The organism is Amycolatopsis sp. NPDC043887 (assembly GCF_056435665.1).
This window is the reverse complement of record NZ_JBWKEB010000004.1, coordinates 102,980-120,292: the sequence shown is the minus strand read 5'-3', so window position 1 is coordinate 120,292 and position 17,313 is coordinate 102,980. Positions and strand designations below refer to the sequence as shown.

The 17,313-nt window shown below is 72.6% G+C and carries 8 protein-coding genes; 5 read left to right on the top strand and 3 right to left on the bottom strand.

What is annotated here, in order from left to right:
• Positions 1–230 precede the first annotated feature (230 nt).
• The 5 genes from AC069H_RS12660 (at position 231) to AC069H_RS12640 (ending at position 8,967) form a co-directional block, all read left to right on the top strand.
• Complete coding sequence (locus AC069H_RS12660) at positions 231–1,922, top strand: flavin monoamine oxidase family protein (protein ID WP_478232336.1); 1,692 nt, start codon at positions 231–233, stop codon at positions 1,920–1,922.
• A 19-nt stretch (positions 1,923–1,941) separates the two neighbouring features.
• Complete coding sequence (locus AC069H_RS12655; RefSeq protein ID WP_478232335.1) at positions 1,942–3,354, top strand: class I adenylate-forming enzyme family protein; 1,413 nt, start codon at positions 1,942–1,944, stop codon at positions 3,352–3,354.
• A gap of 27 nt (positions 3,355–3,381) precedes the next feature.
• On the top strand, positions 3,382–4,320 hold the full coding sequence (locus tag AC069H_RS12650; RefSeq protein WP_478232334.1) for an ACP S-malonyltransferase: 939 nt from the start codon (positions 3,382–3,384) through the stop codon (positions 4,318–4,320).
• The gene (locus AC069H_RS12645; protein WP_478232333.1) at positions 4,317–5,861 is read left to right on the top strand and encodes an MFS transporter; all 1,545 of its coding nucleotides are present in this window, start codon (positions 4,317–4,319) and stop codon (positions 5,859–5,861) included. Before AC069H_RS12650 ends, AC069H_RS12645 begins: the two co-directional genes overlap by 4 nt.
• A 343-nt stretch (positions 5,862–6,204) precedes the next feature.
• A complete protein-coding gene (locus tag AC069H_RS12640) occupies positions 6,205–8,967 on the top strand; it encodes a helix-turn-helix transcriptional regulator (RefSeq protein ID WP_478232332.1) in 2,763 nt (920 codons plus the stop codon).
• Positions 8,968–8,974: 7 nt separating this feature from the next.
• Here AC069H_RS12640 and AC069H_RS12635 read toward each other — a convergent pair whose 3' ends face one another.
• From AC069H_RS12635 to AC069H_RS12625, 3 genes are read right to left on the bottom strand one after another with little or no spacing between them, the layout of a single operon-like run.
• Positions 8,975–11,698 (bottom strand): AAA family ATPase, encoded by a 2,724-nt coding sequence (locus AC069H_RS12635; protein ID WP_478227600.1) that lies wholly within the window; start codon positions 11,696–11,698, stop codon positions 8,975–8,977.
• Between the two features lie 9 nt (positions 11,699–11,707).
• Positions 11,708–14,446, bottom strand: coding sequence for an AAA family ATPase (locus AC069H_RS12630; protein ID WP_478232331.1), 2,739 nt, complete (start codon positions 14,444–14,446; stop codon positions 11,708–11,710).
• Positions 14,443–17,139, bottom strand: a complete 2,697-nt coding sequence (locus tag AC069H_RS12625) for an AAA family ATPase (protein ID WP_478232330.1) — start codon at positions 17,137–17,139, stop codon at positions 14,443–14,445. The genes AC069H_RS12630 and AC069H_RS12625 overlap by 4 nt, the downstream gene beginning before the upstream one ends.
• Positions 17,140–17,313: the final 174 nt, after the last annotated feature.

Genomic DNA, 17,313 nt, shown 5'->3' with positions numbered 1-17,313 from the left:
GGGCGGAACTGTTCCACCGCCGGGTAACCGGCCGCTCCCCTGCCCGGTTTCCGTGCCGTGGGCAAGCGGTGGAAAAGGTATCCGGCGCGCCGGGACGGAATCGTTAACGTGGCTTTCGGCGAACCGGATTTCAGCGCCGAGACCCGTAGCCGCACGAGAACGCCGGCGTCCGCCGTGCCGGCCCGCGGTCGTCCGCGCGACGCCAGACACCAGTGCCGGAGGTAACGCCGATGACCCTGTCTCCCGTCGAAGAACGCATCCTGCCCGGCCCCCGCGCCGAGGCGGCGCCGCCGACGAGCATGCTGTGCCCCGACTTCCCGTTCGCCTACGACGACTGGCTCCGCCATCCCGCCGGGCTCGGCCGCGTGCCGCGCCAGGCGCACGGCACCGAGGTCGCGGTGATCGGCGGCGGCCTGTCCGGGATGGTGGCCGCCTACGAACTGATGAAACTCGGCCTCAAACCGGTGATCTACGAGGCCGAACAACTCGGCGGCCGGATGCGCTCGGTGAGCCTGCCCGGGTACCCGGACGCCGTCGCCGAACTGGGCGCGATGCGGTTCCCGCCGTCCGCCGGGGCGCTGTTCCACTACATCGACAAGGTGGGTTTGGAGACGACGCCGTTCCCCAACCCGCTCTCCCCCGCGTCACCGAGCACGGTGATCAACCTGCACGGTGAGAACCACTGGGCGCGCACGTCCGCCGACCTGCCGCCGGTGTACGGCGAGGTCAACGACGCCTGGACGAAGACGCTCCAGGAGCAGGCCGACATGTCGCTGATGGAGGACGCCATCCGGCGCCGTGACATCCCGACCATCAAGGCACTGTGGAACCATCTGGTCACCAAGTTCGACAACGTGTCGTTCTACGGCTTCCTGACCTCCTCGCCGCTGTTCTCGTCCTTCGAGCATCGCGAGATTTTCGGCCAGGTCGGCTTCGGCTGCGGCGGCTGGGACACCGACTTCCCCAACTCCGCGCTCGAAATCCTGCGGGTGATCTGCACCGACACCAGCGACGAGCACCACCGGATCCTCGGCGGCTGCCAGCAGCTGCCGCTCGGGCTGTGGGCCGACGAGCCCGGCGGCCTCGAGTACTGGCCGTCCGGCACGTCGCTGAAAAGCCTGCACGGCGGCGAGCCTCGTCCGGCGGTGGTGCGGATCGACCGCACCGGCCGCGGGTTCACCATCGAGGACGCGAACCGCGACGTGCGCACCTACCCGGCGGCGATCTTCGCCGCGCAGAACTGGAACCTGCTCTCGGGGATGAAGAGCGACGACGCCCTGCTGCCGCAGCCGGTCTGGACCGCGCTGGAGCGCACCCACTACATGGGCGCGTCCAAACTGTTCGTCATCACCGACCGGCCGTTCTGGCTCGACCAGGACCCGTCGACCGGCCGCGACGTGATGAGCACGACGCTCACCGACCGCATCCCGCGCGGGGTCTACCTGATCGACAACGGCCCCGACGAACCCGGCACGATGCTGCTCTCCTACACCTGGAACGACGACTCGCTGAAGGTCGCGTCGCTGAGCCCGGACGAGCGGCTCGACGTGATGCTCTCCGCACTGGCCAAGATCTATCCGGGCGTCGACATCCGGTCGCACATGATCGGCCCGCCGATCGCGATCACCTGGGAGACGCAGCCGCATTTCAAGGGCGCCTTCAAATCCTGCCTTCCCGGCAGCTACCGCTACCAGCGGCGCCTGTTCACCCAGTTCATGCAGCGTGACGCCGCCGAGCACCACCGCGGCTTCTTCCTCGCCGGCGACGACGTCGCGTGGATCGCCGGTTTCTCCGAGAGCGCGGTCACCACCGCGCTGAACGCCGTGTGGGGCGTCGTCGAGCACCTGGGCGGCGGCACCCACCGGGACAACCCCGGTCCCGGCGACGTGTTCGACGAAATCGCCCCGGTGAGCCTGGATTGACAGCGGAAAGGACTTCCCCATGTTCGCGAAGATCTATTCCCCCGACGCGGTCACCGGCGGCGCGGCCTTCGAACAGCAGGCCCTCCGCGTCGCCGAGGTGCTGCGGGACCGCGGCGTCGGCTCCGGCGACCGTGTCCTGCTCAAGGCCGACAACACGCTGGCCTATCTGACGATCCTCGTCGCGCTGATGCACGTCGGCGCGTCGGTGGTGCTCGTCGACCATATGGAGCACGCCGACCGCACGGCCGAAACGATCGCCGGCTCCGGTGTCGTGCTGGCCGTCATCGACGACGACGCGCCGATGCCGCCGGACGCGCCGTCGGCCTACACCTACGAGATCATGGTGGCCGCCGCCGACCGGGCCCCGACGGACGTCCAGTTGCGATTCGACGTCTGGGAAAAGCTGCCCGACAGTCTCGTGATGTGGTCGTCCGGTTCGACCGGCGTCCCCAAGGGCGTCGCGAAGAACGGCGCGCGGTTCCTGAAGAACCTCGAGCGCAACGCCGATCTCGTCGGCCACGTCGCCGACGACGTCCTCCTGCCGCTGCTGCCGTTCAACCACCAGTACGGCCTTTCGATGGTGATGATCGCGTGGCTGCGGGACTGCTCGCTGGTGATCGCGCCGTACCGCCGCCCCGACCGGGCGCTGCGCCTGGCCGGACGTGCCGGGGCGACGGTCGTCGACGCGACGCCGTCCACCTATCGCAGCCTGTTCAACATCATCGGCAAACGTCCGGCGCTCAAAGAGGAATTCTCCCGGGTGCGCATGCTGTGCAGCGGCGCCGCGCCACTCGAACCCGGCGTCGTGGAGCAGTCCGAAGAGCTGTTCGGCATGCCGCTGCTCGACAGCTACGGCAGCACCGAGATGGGCAACGTGGCCTTCGCCAACATCGGGAACCCGCGTGGCTGCGGGCAAATCGTCGAAGGACTGGACTTGGAAGTCCGCGCCGACGACGGCACCGTGCTGCCCCACGGCGAGATCGGCGAACTGTTCGTCCTCGACCCCGACCTCATGGAGGGCTACCTCGACGCCACCGGGCAGGTGATCCCCGTCGACCGCGGCTGGTACGCGACCGGAGACCTCGGCCGTCTCGACGCGGACGGGAACCTGTTCGTCGTCGGTCGCAAACGGGCGGTGCACCGCAACGGGCACACCCTGCATCCCGAGGTGATCGAGCACCGGCTGGCCGCCGACGGCTGCTCCGCGAAGATCGTCGCGCTGCCCGACCAGCGCCGCGGGTCGAGCCTGGTCTTCGTCGTCGAGGACGACGCGCGGCGGGACTCGCGCTACTGGCGCGACCGGATCTGCGGCGTGCTGCCGCCTGCCGAGCAGCCGAACCGTGTCCTCGTCACCGATCAGTTCCCGTTGAACCGCAACGGGAAACCGGACCGGAAGCGGCTCGAACAATTCGCCGCCGCCGAACAACTCTGATCCCCACCACGAAACCGGGTGTGCGCAGTGGAAAGTCCCACCGATGCCGTCCTCTTCCCCGGCATGGGCCCCGCCCGTGCTCGCGAACTGGGCCGCTTTCTCGTCATCGATCCCCTGGCCCGGCGCCTGCTCGGCGTGGCGGAGCACGCGCTCGGCCGCTCCCTGCTGGATCCGCTCGCCAGAACGGACGAGGAGTACAACGAGCACACCCAGATCGCGTTCGTGCTCGCGTCGCTGGCGCTGGCCGAACGCGCCGAGCGGGAGCACGGGCTGGTGCCGGTCGCGGTCGGCGGCGCCAGCTTCGGTGAACGCGCCGCCGTGGTCCGCGCCGGCGCCCTTACCGTGGCGGATCTCGTCCGGCTCGTCGACGCCGTCGCACGGCGGGAACGGGAGTACTTCGAGACGGCGCACCAGGATCTCGTCAGCCAGTTCATCGTGCGCACGCCGGAGGCGGCGCTCGGCGGGATCCTCGACGGGATCGGCCACGAACTCTCCGGCCGGTTCGACGACGAGGTCCACCTGGTGACCTTGCGCGAGTCCGATTTGGACGAATTCGTCCGGCGCGTCCGGGCCGCGGGCGGTTACGCGCTCACCACCATGCGTCCCGCGGCGCACGCGCGGATGCTCGGAGGATTGCGCGACAGGCTGGCGGAAGAGGTCTTCGGCGGGTTCGGTTTCGCCGACCCGGAGCTGCCGATCGTGTCCGATCAGGACGGTGAGCCGGTCCGGACCGGCGACGAGGTGGCGTCGCTCCTGCTGGAGTCGACGGTCAACGCGGTCCGGCTGCCGGGGCTGGTCCACCGGTTCGCCACGCTCGGCGTCGGCCGGGTCCTCGTCGCCGGTCCGGACCACCTGCTGCACCGGCTGCCCGGGCTGACGTCGGCGTTCACCCTGCTGCGCGCCGACCTCCGGGACACTCTGAAACCGAGACGACGGCCCCGCGCGCGAGAGGCGGTGGCCGCATGAGCACCAAGTTCCGCGACGTCGCGACGATCATGGTGTCCTGCCTGGCGCAGCTGATGGTCGCGATCGACATGACCGTGCTGCATCTGGCGGTGCCCGCGCTGACCACGCAGCTCGGCGCTTCGGCCGAGGAACTGCTGTGGATCGCGGACGTCTACGGGTTCGCCATGGGCGGCCTGCTGGTGACCATGGGCAATTTCGGCGACCGGTTCGGCAGGCGCCGGGTGCTGCTCATCGGCGTCACCGCGTTCGCGCTGGGCTCATTGGTGGCGGCCTACGCCCCGACTGCCGAGCTGCTCATCGTGGCCCGCGCGCTGCTGGGAATCGCGGGTGCCGCCGTGCTGCCTTCGACGACTTCCTTGCTACGCGCGGTTTTCACCACGCAGCGAGCGCGGACGGCCGCGGTCGGGGTGACCGCCGGGGTTTCGGCCGCGGGATTCGCCATCGGCCCGATCGTCGGCGGGGTCCTGCTGGAACACTTCTGGTGGGGCTCGGTGTTCCTCGTCAACATCCCGGTGGCGCTGCTGATCCTCGGCGCCGCGCGCGTCGTACCGGAGTCTCGGTCCAGCGGCCGGTTGCGGCTCGACCTGCCCAGTGTGCTGCTGTCCATCGTCGGGCTGGTCGCCGTGGTGTACGCGCTGAAAGGCGCGTTCTACGCCGGGCTTTGGTATCCGGAGGTGCTCGGCGCGTTCGCTCTCGGAGGTGCGTCGCTGCTGTGGTTCGGCAGGCGCCAGCGTCGGCTGGAGCAGCCGCTGATCGATCTCGATCTGTTCCGGCGCCGCGGTTTCTCGGCGTCGGTCGGCTCGAATCTGGTGTCGGTGTTCACGATGTCGGCGTTCGCGCTGATCTCGAGCCAGTACTTCCAGCTCGTGCTGGGCTGGAGTCCGCTGCGCTCCGGGCTGGCCTTCGTGCCCGGCGCCGTCGCCGCACTCGTCGCGGGCGGTGTCGTGGCGGCCAAGGCGGTGCGCCGGTTCGGCCGGGCACCGACGGTCTCGGGCGGGCTGGCGCTGGCGTCGATCGGCTTCGGGCTGTTCGGCGCGGTGAGCACGGACTCGCCGTACCTGCTGGTGCTGGCCGCGCAGGTGGCTTTCGGCGCGGGCGCCGGGCTCACGCTGACCGTCACCGGCGACACCATCCTCGGCACGGTGCCTCGCGACCGCGCCGGTGCCGCGTCGGCGATCTCCGCCACCGCCTACGAACTCGGCGGCTCACTCGGGATCGCGGTGGTCGGCAGCGTGCTGTCCGCCGTCTACCACGCCGAACTGACGCTGCCCGCCGGAGTGCCGCCCGATCTGGCCGCCCAGGTGCGGGAATCGTTCAGCGCCACCGCGGCGGTCGCGACCGGCCTGCCCGAACCGGTGGCGACGGCGGTCCGCACCGCTGCCGAGGAGTCGTTCGTCGGCGGCATCCGGACGAGCATGCTGGGCAGCGCGGCGGTGATGACGATCCTCGCGCTGGTGGCGCTGCGGAGCCTGCGGGGCGTGCCGAAGGTGATCGAGACCGACGTGCCGCCTCCGCGGCCCGCTCCGAGCCCGCTGCCGTGACTTGGTGGGCGTCGCGCAGGGTCCGAAGTACACGAAGCGGTCCTTCACGGACGTACGGCCAGGAACGACGTGAAGGCCTCCTTCCCTACTCTCAAGGTAGGGAAGGAGGCCTTCACGGACTTGGCCGGGCGTGTCTCGCCGGCCCCCTCATGACGAAGTGACGTTCCCTTCCGCACTGCCACGGACCATCCCGAAGAGCGGCCGACCGTGGTCCGCCGGGGCAACTATGCTGGCCGAAGGTGCCCCGGCCGCCTGACCTCCCGACCGAACGGTCCTCCTTGCGCCATGCTCGGAGCGACCGTCGCCCGGCCGCGCCGTGGACCCGCGACGGCCGAGGAGGGAAATGGGAGCGACGGCCGTCACGAGCGCCGGACCGGAGGACGCGCAGGCCGCGTTGGACCGGGTGCTCACGGGGCCCGGCGCGATCTGGGTGGTGCACGGGCCTTCGGGCAGTGGCCGCAGCACCGTTCTCTCCGGTCTCGCCCAGCGCGGCCGCCGCTCCGGTGCCGCCGTGCTGGCCGTGCCCGCCGGCCTCGAGCCCAGGACCGTCCTCCTCCGGCTGACGACCCAGCTGGCCGAGCTGATCACCGTCCTCGACCGCCCCGAGCTGGTCAGCATGCTCAGCGCGGTCGCCTGGCTGCGAACCCGGCTCGAATCGGGTTCCGGCGCCGGACCGCAGACGACGGCCCACGATCTGGTCACCGTCCTCGCCACGCTCGCCCCGCGCGGCCGCATCGTGCTGCTGTTCGACGACTTCGACCTGCTGCCGCCGGAGCTCGCCACCGTGCTCACCCTGGTCGCCGAAGGCGCCCGCGCCACCGGGACGGTCACCGTCGCGACCGTGACCGGCCGGAGCAGGCGGGACGGCCCGGTCGGCAAGGTGTTCGCCGTCGCCGACGGCGCGATCGGTCTCCTGCCGCTGACCGCCGACGAGGCGACCGCGCTGCTCCCCGCCTGGACGACCCGCGCCGGGCGGATCGCGAGTGATCCCGCGTTCGTCACGGCGGTGCGCGCCGCGCTCGGGCCGCTGTTCGGCAATCCCGGCACGGTCGGCGCGACGGTCGCGGGCCTGCGCGCCACCGGCAGGCTGGCGGTCATCGACGAGCACGTGTGCCTGATCGGCGCGGGAACGCCGATCGTGCTGCCCGGCGGGCATCCTGAGACGCTCCGCCTGCGACGGCTCGGGCCGCGCGCCCGGCGGCTGGCCGCCATCATCGCGGTGCTGGGCGAACAAAGCGCCGTCACCCTCGAAAGACTGCCTTGGCTGGCCTCCGCGGCGGGAATGACGCCGTCCATCGTGGGACAGGCCCTCGACGATCTGGTCCGGGCCGGGATCCTTCGCACCGGCAGCGGTACCGACGGCGCGATCGAGTTCGCCGTCCCCGCCCTGGCCGACAGGCTCCGGCTGGAGCACGGCGCGCGCTGGCGCGCCGTGCTGCATCGGCGGATCGTCCGGGAGCGGCGATCCGCCGAGATCGCCCCGCATCTCGCGGAGCTTCCGCCGTCGCCGCCGGATCCCGAGGCAGCGAGCCCGCTGCTGGAAGCCGCGGCGAACGCCGACCTGCCCACGGCCCGCCGCTACCGGAGGGCGGCGCTGCGGCTGCTCGCGCCGGCCGACGCCCGCTTCCCCGAAACGCTCCGTGCGCTGCTCGCGGACAGCCTCGCGGCCGGTGAGTACGGCACGCTGGCCGACGACCTCGCCATCGTCGTCGCACCGCGACTCGCCGACGCCGAGCCGTCCGCACGGCTGTCCGTCACCGCGCTGCTGTGCTGGCTGGGTGCCCTCGCCCACGATCAGCGGCTCGCCGAACTCGACGTCGTACGATCGCTGGCCGTCGAGGTCGCCCGCGCCCTCGACTCGGCTCACGAATGCCACCGCCTGCTGGACGCGGTCAACCGGGCCGACCGGCCGGTGGCCGCCGAGGCGGTCCGGGCGCTCGCGCGTGCCTGCGGCGCCGAAGACGACCGTCTGTTCGCCCTCGGCGCCGGGATCCTGCTCGGCTCGTTGCCCGGCGACGGTGGCAGGCCTGCCGAAGAATGGCTGGTATCGACGGAGATGCCGCCGCACGAGGACGTCGCCGAGGCCGCCGAGGTCCTCGACACGGTCAGCGTGCTGAAGGTCCTGCTGTGCGGCCGGTACCAGCCGCCCTCGACCGGGTTCTCGTGCGACTGGCACGCCGTCCGGCAGGCCTACCGCGAAGGCGAGTGGGACACGGCGCTGTCGCTGGCGCGGCGACTCGAAGGCGACCGCCTGTGGTGGGATCCACCCCGTCGCCACCGGTTCGCGAGTGTGTTCGCCGCGGAGATCTGCGCCCAGCGCGATCAGCCGGAACGAGCAGCGGATTGGTTGCGCCGCTTGCCTTTCCGGACGTCCGTCGACGCCTGTGCCGCCTGGGTCCGCTGCCGGCTGCGCCAAACCGAAGGACGGCACGACGAGGCGGTGGAGCGCGGCTGGCGGGATTACCTCGACTGCCGCGAACGCGGCGTGCGCGCGGGTATGGAACGGCTTCTCGCGCGGCTCCTGTACGGCGCGCGGCGTCAAGGTGACACCGAGACCGTGACCCGTCTGCTGGCCGAATTGGAGAACCTCGCGACCCGATGCCCGACCCCGTCGGTCCAGGAGGCGGCCCTGGTGTGCGGCGGTCTCGTGCGCGGGGACAGGGAATCGGTGCACGCGGGGGTCAAACTGGCCCGGCAGTCCGGCGACGTGTTCCGGATCGCCGAGGCGTGCACGGCGTTCGGCGAGGTGAGCCCGGTTCCCGCGCCGTCGCTGCTGGAAGCGCGCCGGACGCTGGAGCGGCTCGGCGCGGTCGCCGAGCTGGCGTCCGTTTCGGCGCTGCTCGACCGGCACCGCATCGCCGTCTCGCCGGAGCAGGCGGACCGGACCGACCGGGCGGCGCTGGATCCCTTGGAGCGCCACATCGTCGGCCTGATCGCGAGCGGCCACACGAACCGGCAGATCGCGGCCGCGCTGCAGGTCAGCGAGAAACGCGTCGAAGCGCGGCTGACGTCGCTGTTCGAGCGCACCGGCAGTCATTCCCGTGTGGAGCTGGCCGCGGCGTGGCTGCAGGGCCGCCTCGACACGGCGGCGCCCACCGGATCCTGATCGGCATTCACCCCGCCCGGTGGCCCCGCATCGCCGCGGCCAGCTGGGCGCGGCCGGTGATGCCCAGCTTGCGGTACGAACTGGTGAGGTGCTTCTCCACCGCGCGCACCGTGACCTCCAGCAGTTCCGCGATGTCGCGGTTGCGGCGCCCGGACACCGCCAGTTCCACGACGCGCTGCTCGGTCGCGGTCAGCAGGCCGTCCGCCTGATCCGGCGGCTCCCCGGATCCGGTCAGCCAGCTCGCGCCGCATCCGGCCGCCAGGCTCCGGCCCTCCCGCAGCCATTCGCGGGCGTCGGGCCCGGTGGCCCGTTCGCCGAGCAGGACCAGGGTGCGGGCGAGTTCGAGACGATCTCCCGAGCGGGACAGGGTTTCCGCGGCTTCGCGCAGCACCGGGACGGCGTCCTCGTCCCGATCGAGCAGCGTCGCGCGGATCCGCAACGCCCGGCCGACCGAAGACGGCGCGCCCCACGACAACGCCCGCTCGACCTCGCCCTGCGCGACGGCTTCGGCCCGCTTCGGGTCGTCGGTCGCCGCGAGCAGCAGCGCGATCTGGCCGCGCAGCGGCAGCAGCACCCGGTTCCCGAACCGTTCCAGCTGGTGCACGCAGTCGAGGAAGTACTCGGCGGCCGCGGTGTGATTGGCCTCGGTCAGCGCCAGGGTGCCGTAGGCCAATGACCGCAGCCACGGATCGTGGTCGGCCTCCAGGTTGTCGACGAGCAGCCGCGCGAGCGCCGGATCTCGTTGCTCCATCGCGATTTCGGCCAGCACCCGCATCGCCGTCATGGTGATCCCGACCCGGCTGGGGCCCGCCGAGGCGAGCACCGCCTGCGCGCGGTCGCGGGCGACGCCGAGCAGCCCCGTGGCGGAGGCCACCAGCGCCTGCCCCGCCCACGCGACCAGCGTCGGGAGGTCGGGGTCGGCGGCGGGGCCGCACGCCGCCGCGAGCCAGGAGTCCACTCCCTCCAGCGAATCCGCCGCCGCCAGCACCAGCACGGTGAGCGGGAACGTGGTGTACATCTGGTCCGGTGAACCGGGTTCCCGCGCCAGCACCTGCCTGGCTAGGTCCACAATGGACTCCCGGGGTGCGACACCCGCGACGGTCATCAGGTACAGCAGGACCGCGACCAGTTCCCGCTGGGCCGAAGACTCCTGCGCGGGCGCGGGACCGAGTTCGGCCAGCCGGTCCGCCGCCGCGTCCCCGGCACCGGGCACTCCTCGTTCGAGGTAGCGAAGCCGGGCTTCCATGCGCAACGCCGCTTCGGCCGCGGCCGGGCCCGGGACCTCCCGCAGTTCCACGAGCACCTGCCGGAGGCGGCGGACATCCGCGGCGAAACGGAGCCCGGCCACCACCGGGAGCAGGCCGAGCGCGAAGGCGCGATCGACCGGATCCCGCATCAGGCCCAGTGCCTGGTGCAGATGCCGGTGGGCGGCGGGCAGGTCGTAGCCGCGTTCGACGGCGGCGAGATCGACGAGCAGTTCCGCGCGATCGGCGCCCGGATGCGCCAGCGCGTGCCGCAGGTACTGGGCGGCCGTCCGGGGCGACGAGTTCGCCAGCGCGGCACTGGCCGCGGTCCGCAGGACGTCCGCGGCCCACGGCTCGGGTTCGGCGACCGTCGCGAGCAGCTGGCGGCCGATCTGCTCGACCGGCCTTCCGTTGCGGTACAGGACGTTCGCGGCACGCAGGTGCAACCGGTCCTGTTCATCGGCGCTCAGCTGGTCGGCGACGAGATCACCGGCCATCCCGCCGGCGAACCGCAGCAGCCCGTCGGCGGGGGTCTCGACGATGCCCAGCCTCCGCAGCGCCCGCAGCGCCGCGTCGAAGTCCGGGGAATCGAGTCCCGCGAGTTCGGCGAGGACGCCGGCCTCGGTCTCCTCGCCGAGCGCGGCCATCGCCTTGGCCACCGCGCGGACGTCGTCCGGCTGGGCGCGCAGGCAACGGGTCAGCCGGGCCGCCGCGGGCGAGGGGCGCAACGCGGCGAGTTCGGCCGCGGCCGAGGCGACCGGGCGCAGCCCGTGCCCGAGTATCGTGTTGACCAGCGCGTCCAGCAACATCGGCGAACCACCCGTGCGGGCGAAGCAGGCGTCCGCGAACTCGGGGGCGGGTTCGGCTCCGCAGCGGGCGGTCAGGTAGGCCCGGACGCCGGCGGCCGAGAGCGGGGTGGCGTGCACCGTACGCGCCGCGGTGCGGGCGATGTCCTTGACCACGATGTCGTCGGCGGAGTCGTCGCCCTCCAGCAGGGTCGCGACGACGAGGACCCGCAGCCTGCTCATCCGTTTGGCCAGGTAAGCGAGCCAGCGCGCCGACGCCGCGTCCGCCCATTGGAGATCGTCCACGAGCAGGGCCACCGGGCCGGTGTCGCGCACCATTTCGGTGAACAGTTCCAGCAGTTCGTGCAGCACGAGATGGGCGCGGCGCGCGTCGGGCGGGCCGGCGGGGAATTCGCTGTCGGCCCGGACCGCGGTGAGCAGTTCCCCGCGACGGCCCGCCTCCAGCAAGGGTTCCAGCAGCAGCCAGACGACGCCGTGGGCGACTCCGCGCTCCAGCGGTGTCGCCGCCGCCCGGACCACGCGCACTCCCCGCGCGGCGGCCTCCTCCCCCGCCGCGTGCAGCAGGGCGGACCGCCCCGCCCCCAGGCCGCCGCGGACGACGACGAACTCGCCCGCCCCGGCACGGGCCTCGGCGACCGCCCCGGCGATCGCGGCCAGCTGATCCGCTCGCTCGATCATCATGACGGCGGCTCAGAGCTCCTTGTCCAGCGCGTCGAACAGCTCGCGCAACTCGGCCCGCCCGGTCACCTCGAGCTGCCGGTAGATCGCGGTGAGCCGCAGCTCGACGGCGCGTTTGCTCACGCCCAGTTCTTCAGCCAGTTCGGCGTTGGAGGCGTTCGCGAGCACGCGGCGGACGAGGTCGGTCGCACCGGGCGAGAGCGCCCGCCAGCGCCGGGACGCCGTGCGGTAGGACCGCCGCGGCCGGTCGGACAGCCGTTTCCCGAGGTCCGCGATCCGGGACGTGGCCCACGCGAGCTGATACGCGGTGGCCAGCCGTTCGGCTTCGCGCAGCAACCGCGGCACGCCGCTGGTCTGGCCGCGGTTGAGCTGGGCGGCCGCGAGCAGCAGGACCGCCTCGACGTAGAGCACCCTGGCCGGCGACTGCTGGAGCGCGTTGACCGCCTGTGTCAGCCGGAACACCGCGTCCTCGGCGCGGACCGCGACACCTGCCCCCAGATGGGTCCGCCCGATCGCGGTGCGCGTGCCCCAGTTCTGCGCCAGCCGCCATTCCTCGCTGATCATCGCGGCCGCGGTGTGCTCGTCGCCGAGCGCCTGCGCCGCGATGGCGACATGCGAACGCCACGGCACCAGGCCCGGGTTCAGCCAGCCCGCCGCGTTCATCCGCCTGCCGCATTCCTGGAACAGGCCCAGCGCCCGGCGGTGGCGTTTCAGGTCCAGTTCCAGGAGCCCGCGCATGAAAAGCAGGTAGGGCGCGGAGTACAGCGGCCCGCCGTCGCCCGCGGCGTCGACGGCGCGCTGGGCGGCCTCGAGATCCCCGCGGGTGAGGGCCGCCGCGATCTGGATCGTGCTCAGCGACGTGGCGACCGTCGACGGCCAGCCCTCCGGTGGGCCGGAGGCGGCGGCTTCGGCGAGCGCGTCCTCGGCGGCCTGCACGCGACCGCGCTGCAGATGGATCCAGGCCTTGCCGGTGAGCCCGAGGGCCACCGGCACGCCCGCCCCGGCCGCGCTCGCGTCCGCGATCATCTCCTCGTACACCGAAAGCGCTTCCAGGACGTCGTCGGTCTGGGTGAAGGTGATGGCCAGCGCCAGCCGCGGCGAGTAGAGGGTGATGGGTTCGCGGGACGGATCCGCCGCGCGCCGGGCCAGCCGCCGGGCGGCTTTGCCGTCGCGGCAGGCGATCGTGGCCAGCCAGGACGCGGCGGCCGCCTGCGCGGAGGTCAGTGCCGCCGGGTCGAGATCCGGCAGTGCGGGGATGCCGAGATGGACGGCGCCCGCGCCGCTCCCGTCGGCCAGCCAGTACAACGCCGCCAGATCCGCGCGGTCCCGGTCGTCGACCGCGGCCTCGCTCAGGAGGGCCAGCTCGCGCAAGGCGTCTTCCCTGGCGCCTCGCTGCATCATCAGGTCCACAGCGGACAGTCGCGTTCGGACGGTGTCGTCACCGGAAACCCTGGTCGCCCTCGCCAGCCGCAGCCCTCCGGTGAACGGGCACGACGACGCCTCGACGGTCTCGAGTTCCAGCCGCAGCCGCGCCGACATCCCCGGCGGCGCCGGTTCGGCCAGCGCTCTCCGGTAGTAGCGCGCCGCTTCGGCGTGATCCCCGGCTTCGCGGCGGCGCAACGCCGCGGCGTGCAGCGTCTCCAAGGCCCAGGCCTCGCCGACCGGTTGCGAGCCGAGCAGCAGCCCGGCGACGACCTCCTCCGGGGCGGCCCGGCGATGCCCGAGTTCGGCGGCCCGGCGACGCGTCCCCGCCCGCTCGTCCGCTCCGGTCTCGGCGAGCACCCAGGTGGCCACCTGCGGGTTCATCGGCTCGGCGGGATCGGTCCCGATCAGGCCGGAGTCCGCCAGCACCCGCAGCGCCCGGCCCAGCGGCATCCCGAGCGGCCCGGCGAGCGGCCGCAGGTAGGCCTCGTCGAGGGTGCCGATCGCGGCGATCGTCCGGACCAGCGCGGCGAGATCGGACGGCAGCCGGGCGAGCAGGTCGAGCACGGTGTCGCGGCGCACGTCCGCGGTGACGGCGGTGATCTCCGGACCGGCGGACGACCGGGCGAGCACCTCCGCGAGCAGGGCGGGATTCCCCCGCGTGGCCGCGTAGACCTCGGCCACCGGCGGCCGCGGCGCGGGGACCGCGTGCACCAGCCGCCGGACCGCCGCCTCGCTCAAGGGCCGTAACCGGACGACATGCCGGTTCTCCCAGGGAAGACCGCCGAGCGACAAGGGATCCGCTTCGTCGGCGTCCTGCGGGCCGGAGTGCGCGGCGATGAGCAGCACGGGGGCGTTGCCCCGGCGTCGCTGCAAGGCGGCCAGCCAGGCTTCGGACTGCTCGTCGGCCAGGATGAGGTCGTCGACGACCAGCAGGACCGGGCAGCGCCGGGCCGACTCCAGCAGCCGCTGGCAGAGCAGTTCGTGCAGGACCTGCACGTCGGTGCCGTCCGAGAGCGCGGCATGCAGCCACGGGACGTCCGCGAGCTCCGGGATCGGTGCCAGCAACTGGGAAAGAAGCCCGTACGGCAGCTGCGCCTCGGTGGCCGAGCCGCACGCGGTGAACACCTGCAGTCCCCGCTCGGCGGCCAGGGACGCGACCTGGTCCAGCAGCGCCGTGCGCCCGCTGCCCGCCGGGCCGAGCACGGCCGCGGAGCCGCCGTGGCCGTGTTCGAGATCCCCGATCAGGCGAGTGAGCAGACGCAGTTCGGTCTCGCGTTCGACGAGTTCGTCCGCACCGTCGGCTTCGAGCCGCCGGACGGCGCTCACCGGGCACCTTCGAGGACGGCCGGACGCTCTTCGGTCTCCTCCAGCACCACGGCCAGTTCGGTCCGCCCGCTGATCCGCAGCTTCCGGTACACGCTCGTCAGATGTGTCTCGATGGTCCGGACGGTGACGAAGAGCCGTTCCGCGATGACCCGGTTGCTGATCCCGCGTCCGGCGAGCCGGGCGATATGCCGTTCCGCGGGACTCAGCGAGGCGAACGGGGACATCTCGCCCGGGATCCCCGCGTCGGCGGCGGTCCGCTGGGCGCGGCGGAGCAGGAACCGGTCCCCTGTCCGCAGGCTCAGCTCGGCGCAGCGCCGCAACCGGGTGCGCGCGGCGACGGTGTCCCCCGCTTCGACGAGCGCGCGGCCGAGGTGGTACTCCGCCAGCGCCTCCTCCAGCCGGGCGGGTGAACCGGCCAGGATGCCCGCCGCCTCTTCGATCAACGCGATCCGGTCGGGGCCGCGGGTGGCGACCGCGGTCGCGAGCCGGGCCATCCCGACCGCCCTCGGGGTGCCCCACCGCAGTGCCGGTCCGGTTCCTTCGGCCGCGAGGTCAGCGGCGGCCTCGAAACGTCCCTCGTCGGCCAGCATGCAGGCGGCCTCGAACCACCACGGCGCCAGCAGCGGGTTGGCGATGCCGACGTCCGCGAGGCTCTCCCCGCAGCGGTTGAAGAGGTTCAGCGCGGCCTCGCGGTCTCCCGCCGCCCAATGCACCCGCGCGTCGACGAGCTGGAACCACGGGCGCATCACCGTGTGCTCCCACAATTGCGGGGAATCCGCTTCCCGCAACAACTTCATCGCCTTCGCGGTCTCGCCCTGCTGCGCCGCGACGGTCGCGTACGCGATCCGCGGGACGACACCGCCGGTCCGGCCTTCGGCGCGACGGCTGAGCGCGTAGGCCTGTCCGGCGTCGGCCGACGCGGTGGCGAGATCACCGCACCAGTGCCCGAGCAGGCCGCGGAAGGCGAGATATTCGCTGCGCTGGGCCGGCACGAGTTCGATGGCCCTGGTCAGTTCGTCCCTCGCGACGTCGATCTCGTCCGCGAGCAGCAGGGCCAGCACGGCGGAGCTGACGGCCGAATCGTCGGTGGTCGGGGTGTACCCGCGGATCGCGCGCATCGCCCATTCGGCGGCTTCACGCGGCCGGGTGCCGTCGAGTGCGGCGACGACGGCGCAGACGGCCAGATGCCTGGCGTCGACGACCGCGTTGTTCGACCGCGGCTGGATCCGGGTGTCGAGTTTCGCCAGGCTGTCGCGGTCTTCGATGCCCACCAGGCACAACAGTCCTTCGAGCTGCCCGCGCAGCTGCTGGTCCATCTCGCCGCCGAGCACGGTCAGCACCCGGTCCAGCACGGTGACGGCGGTCCCGCAGCGGCGGGCGACGAGCGCCGCGCGGCCCAGTTTCACCGCGGCCCTGGCCTGGTCCACCGGATCCTGTTGCAGTTCGAGCGCGCGGCGCAGGAGGTCGAATCCGCTGTCCGGTTCCAGCAGCGCGACCGTCTCGGCGAGTTGAACGGCCAGCCCGGCGTCGGAGGGCCGGGCGGCCGCGGCGGGCCGGAGATAGCGCAGCGCGTCCCAGGGCGCGCCCCGGTCGCAGGCGCAGGTCGCGGCGTCACGCAGCAGGTCGACCATCCAGGTGTCGAGCTCGGCGAGTTCGAGCAGGTGTTCCGCCACTTCCTCCGGTGATCCGGCCGCGTCGCTCAGCAGGATCGCCGCGGTCCGCCGCCACCGGCCCAGTTCGGCGGGTTCGAGAGCGTCCAGCAGCCCTTCCCGCACCGGATCGTGCCGGAAGGAAAGCCCTTCCGCGGCGAGGATGTGCCTGCCCCGGAGCAGCTCGACGGCGGTTCCGGCGGTGCGGGCAGGCACCTTGGCCAGACGGGCGACCAGTGACAGGTCCTGCCCGCCGAGCACCGCGATGGCGGTGGCGACCGCCTTGGCGTAGTCGGGGACGCCGGCGAACAGGGAGCGGATCAGCGCCGCCCCCGCCGCGGACCCGGCCACCGGGGCGATCCCGGACGCGACCTTGCCCAGTTCGTCGAGCATCTCCCGCAGCAGCAACGGATTCCCGCCGGACTGCTCGACGCAGTGCCGCACGAACGGCTCGCCCGGGTCCGACCCGACGGCCTCGCGCGCGAGCGAGGCGACCGCCTCGGCGGGCAGCGGGCCGAGGTCGAGCGCTTCGGTGCCGTACCAGGATTCGAGATCCGCTAGGCGTTCCGCCGCGCCGTCCGGCCCGTCGGCGGCCGACCGGACCAGGATCATCCGCACCGGCAGCCTGGTGGAATGCCGGGCGATCAGGCTCAGCCACCGCACGACCGCTTCGTCACACCAGTGCACGTCGTCGACGGCGAACACGATCGCGGGCAGTCCGGTCGCCCATTCGGCGAAAGCCTCGTACCAGGCGGCGAAGTCTTCCGGGTCCGGGACGCGGGCGCCCGCGCGGCGCAGCTCCGCGAGTAGTTCCCCCGCGACCGCGGCCCCGTCACCCGGAACACCGGTGCCCCGGCAGACGACGGTGTCCGTGAGAGCCGCCAGCGCGGTGTCCAGCAGGCTGGACTTCCCGATACCCGCTTGCCCCCGCACGACGATGACGGAGCCTTCACCGGGTGCACCGGGGCGCAGCCGAGCGGCGAGCCAACGGAGCTCGTCGTCACGTCCGGCCAGCGCGCGTCCGGGTCTGTTGGCGTCCCTCATCTCCCGCCTCCCTGTCGTCCCATCGGGGCCGTTGCCGTCACACAGAGCGAACAATCGCTTACGTGCTTCCATCTCATCGTGTGATCGTCTTACCGAATAGAGCGTGCAACCTCGATAAGGGTTATCCCTCACTACGGGGACGGCGGGCGCTCAGATGAGCACGGCACCCATCAA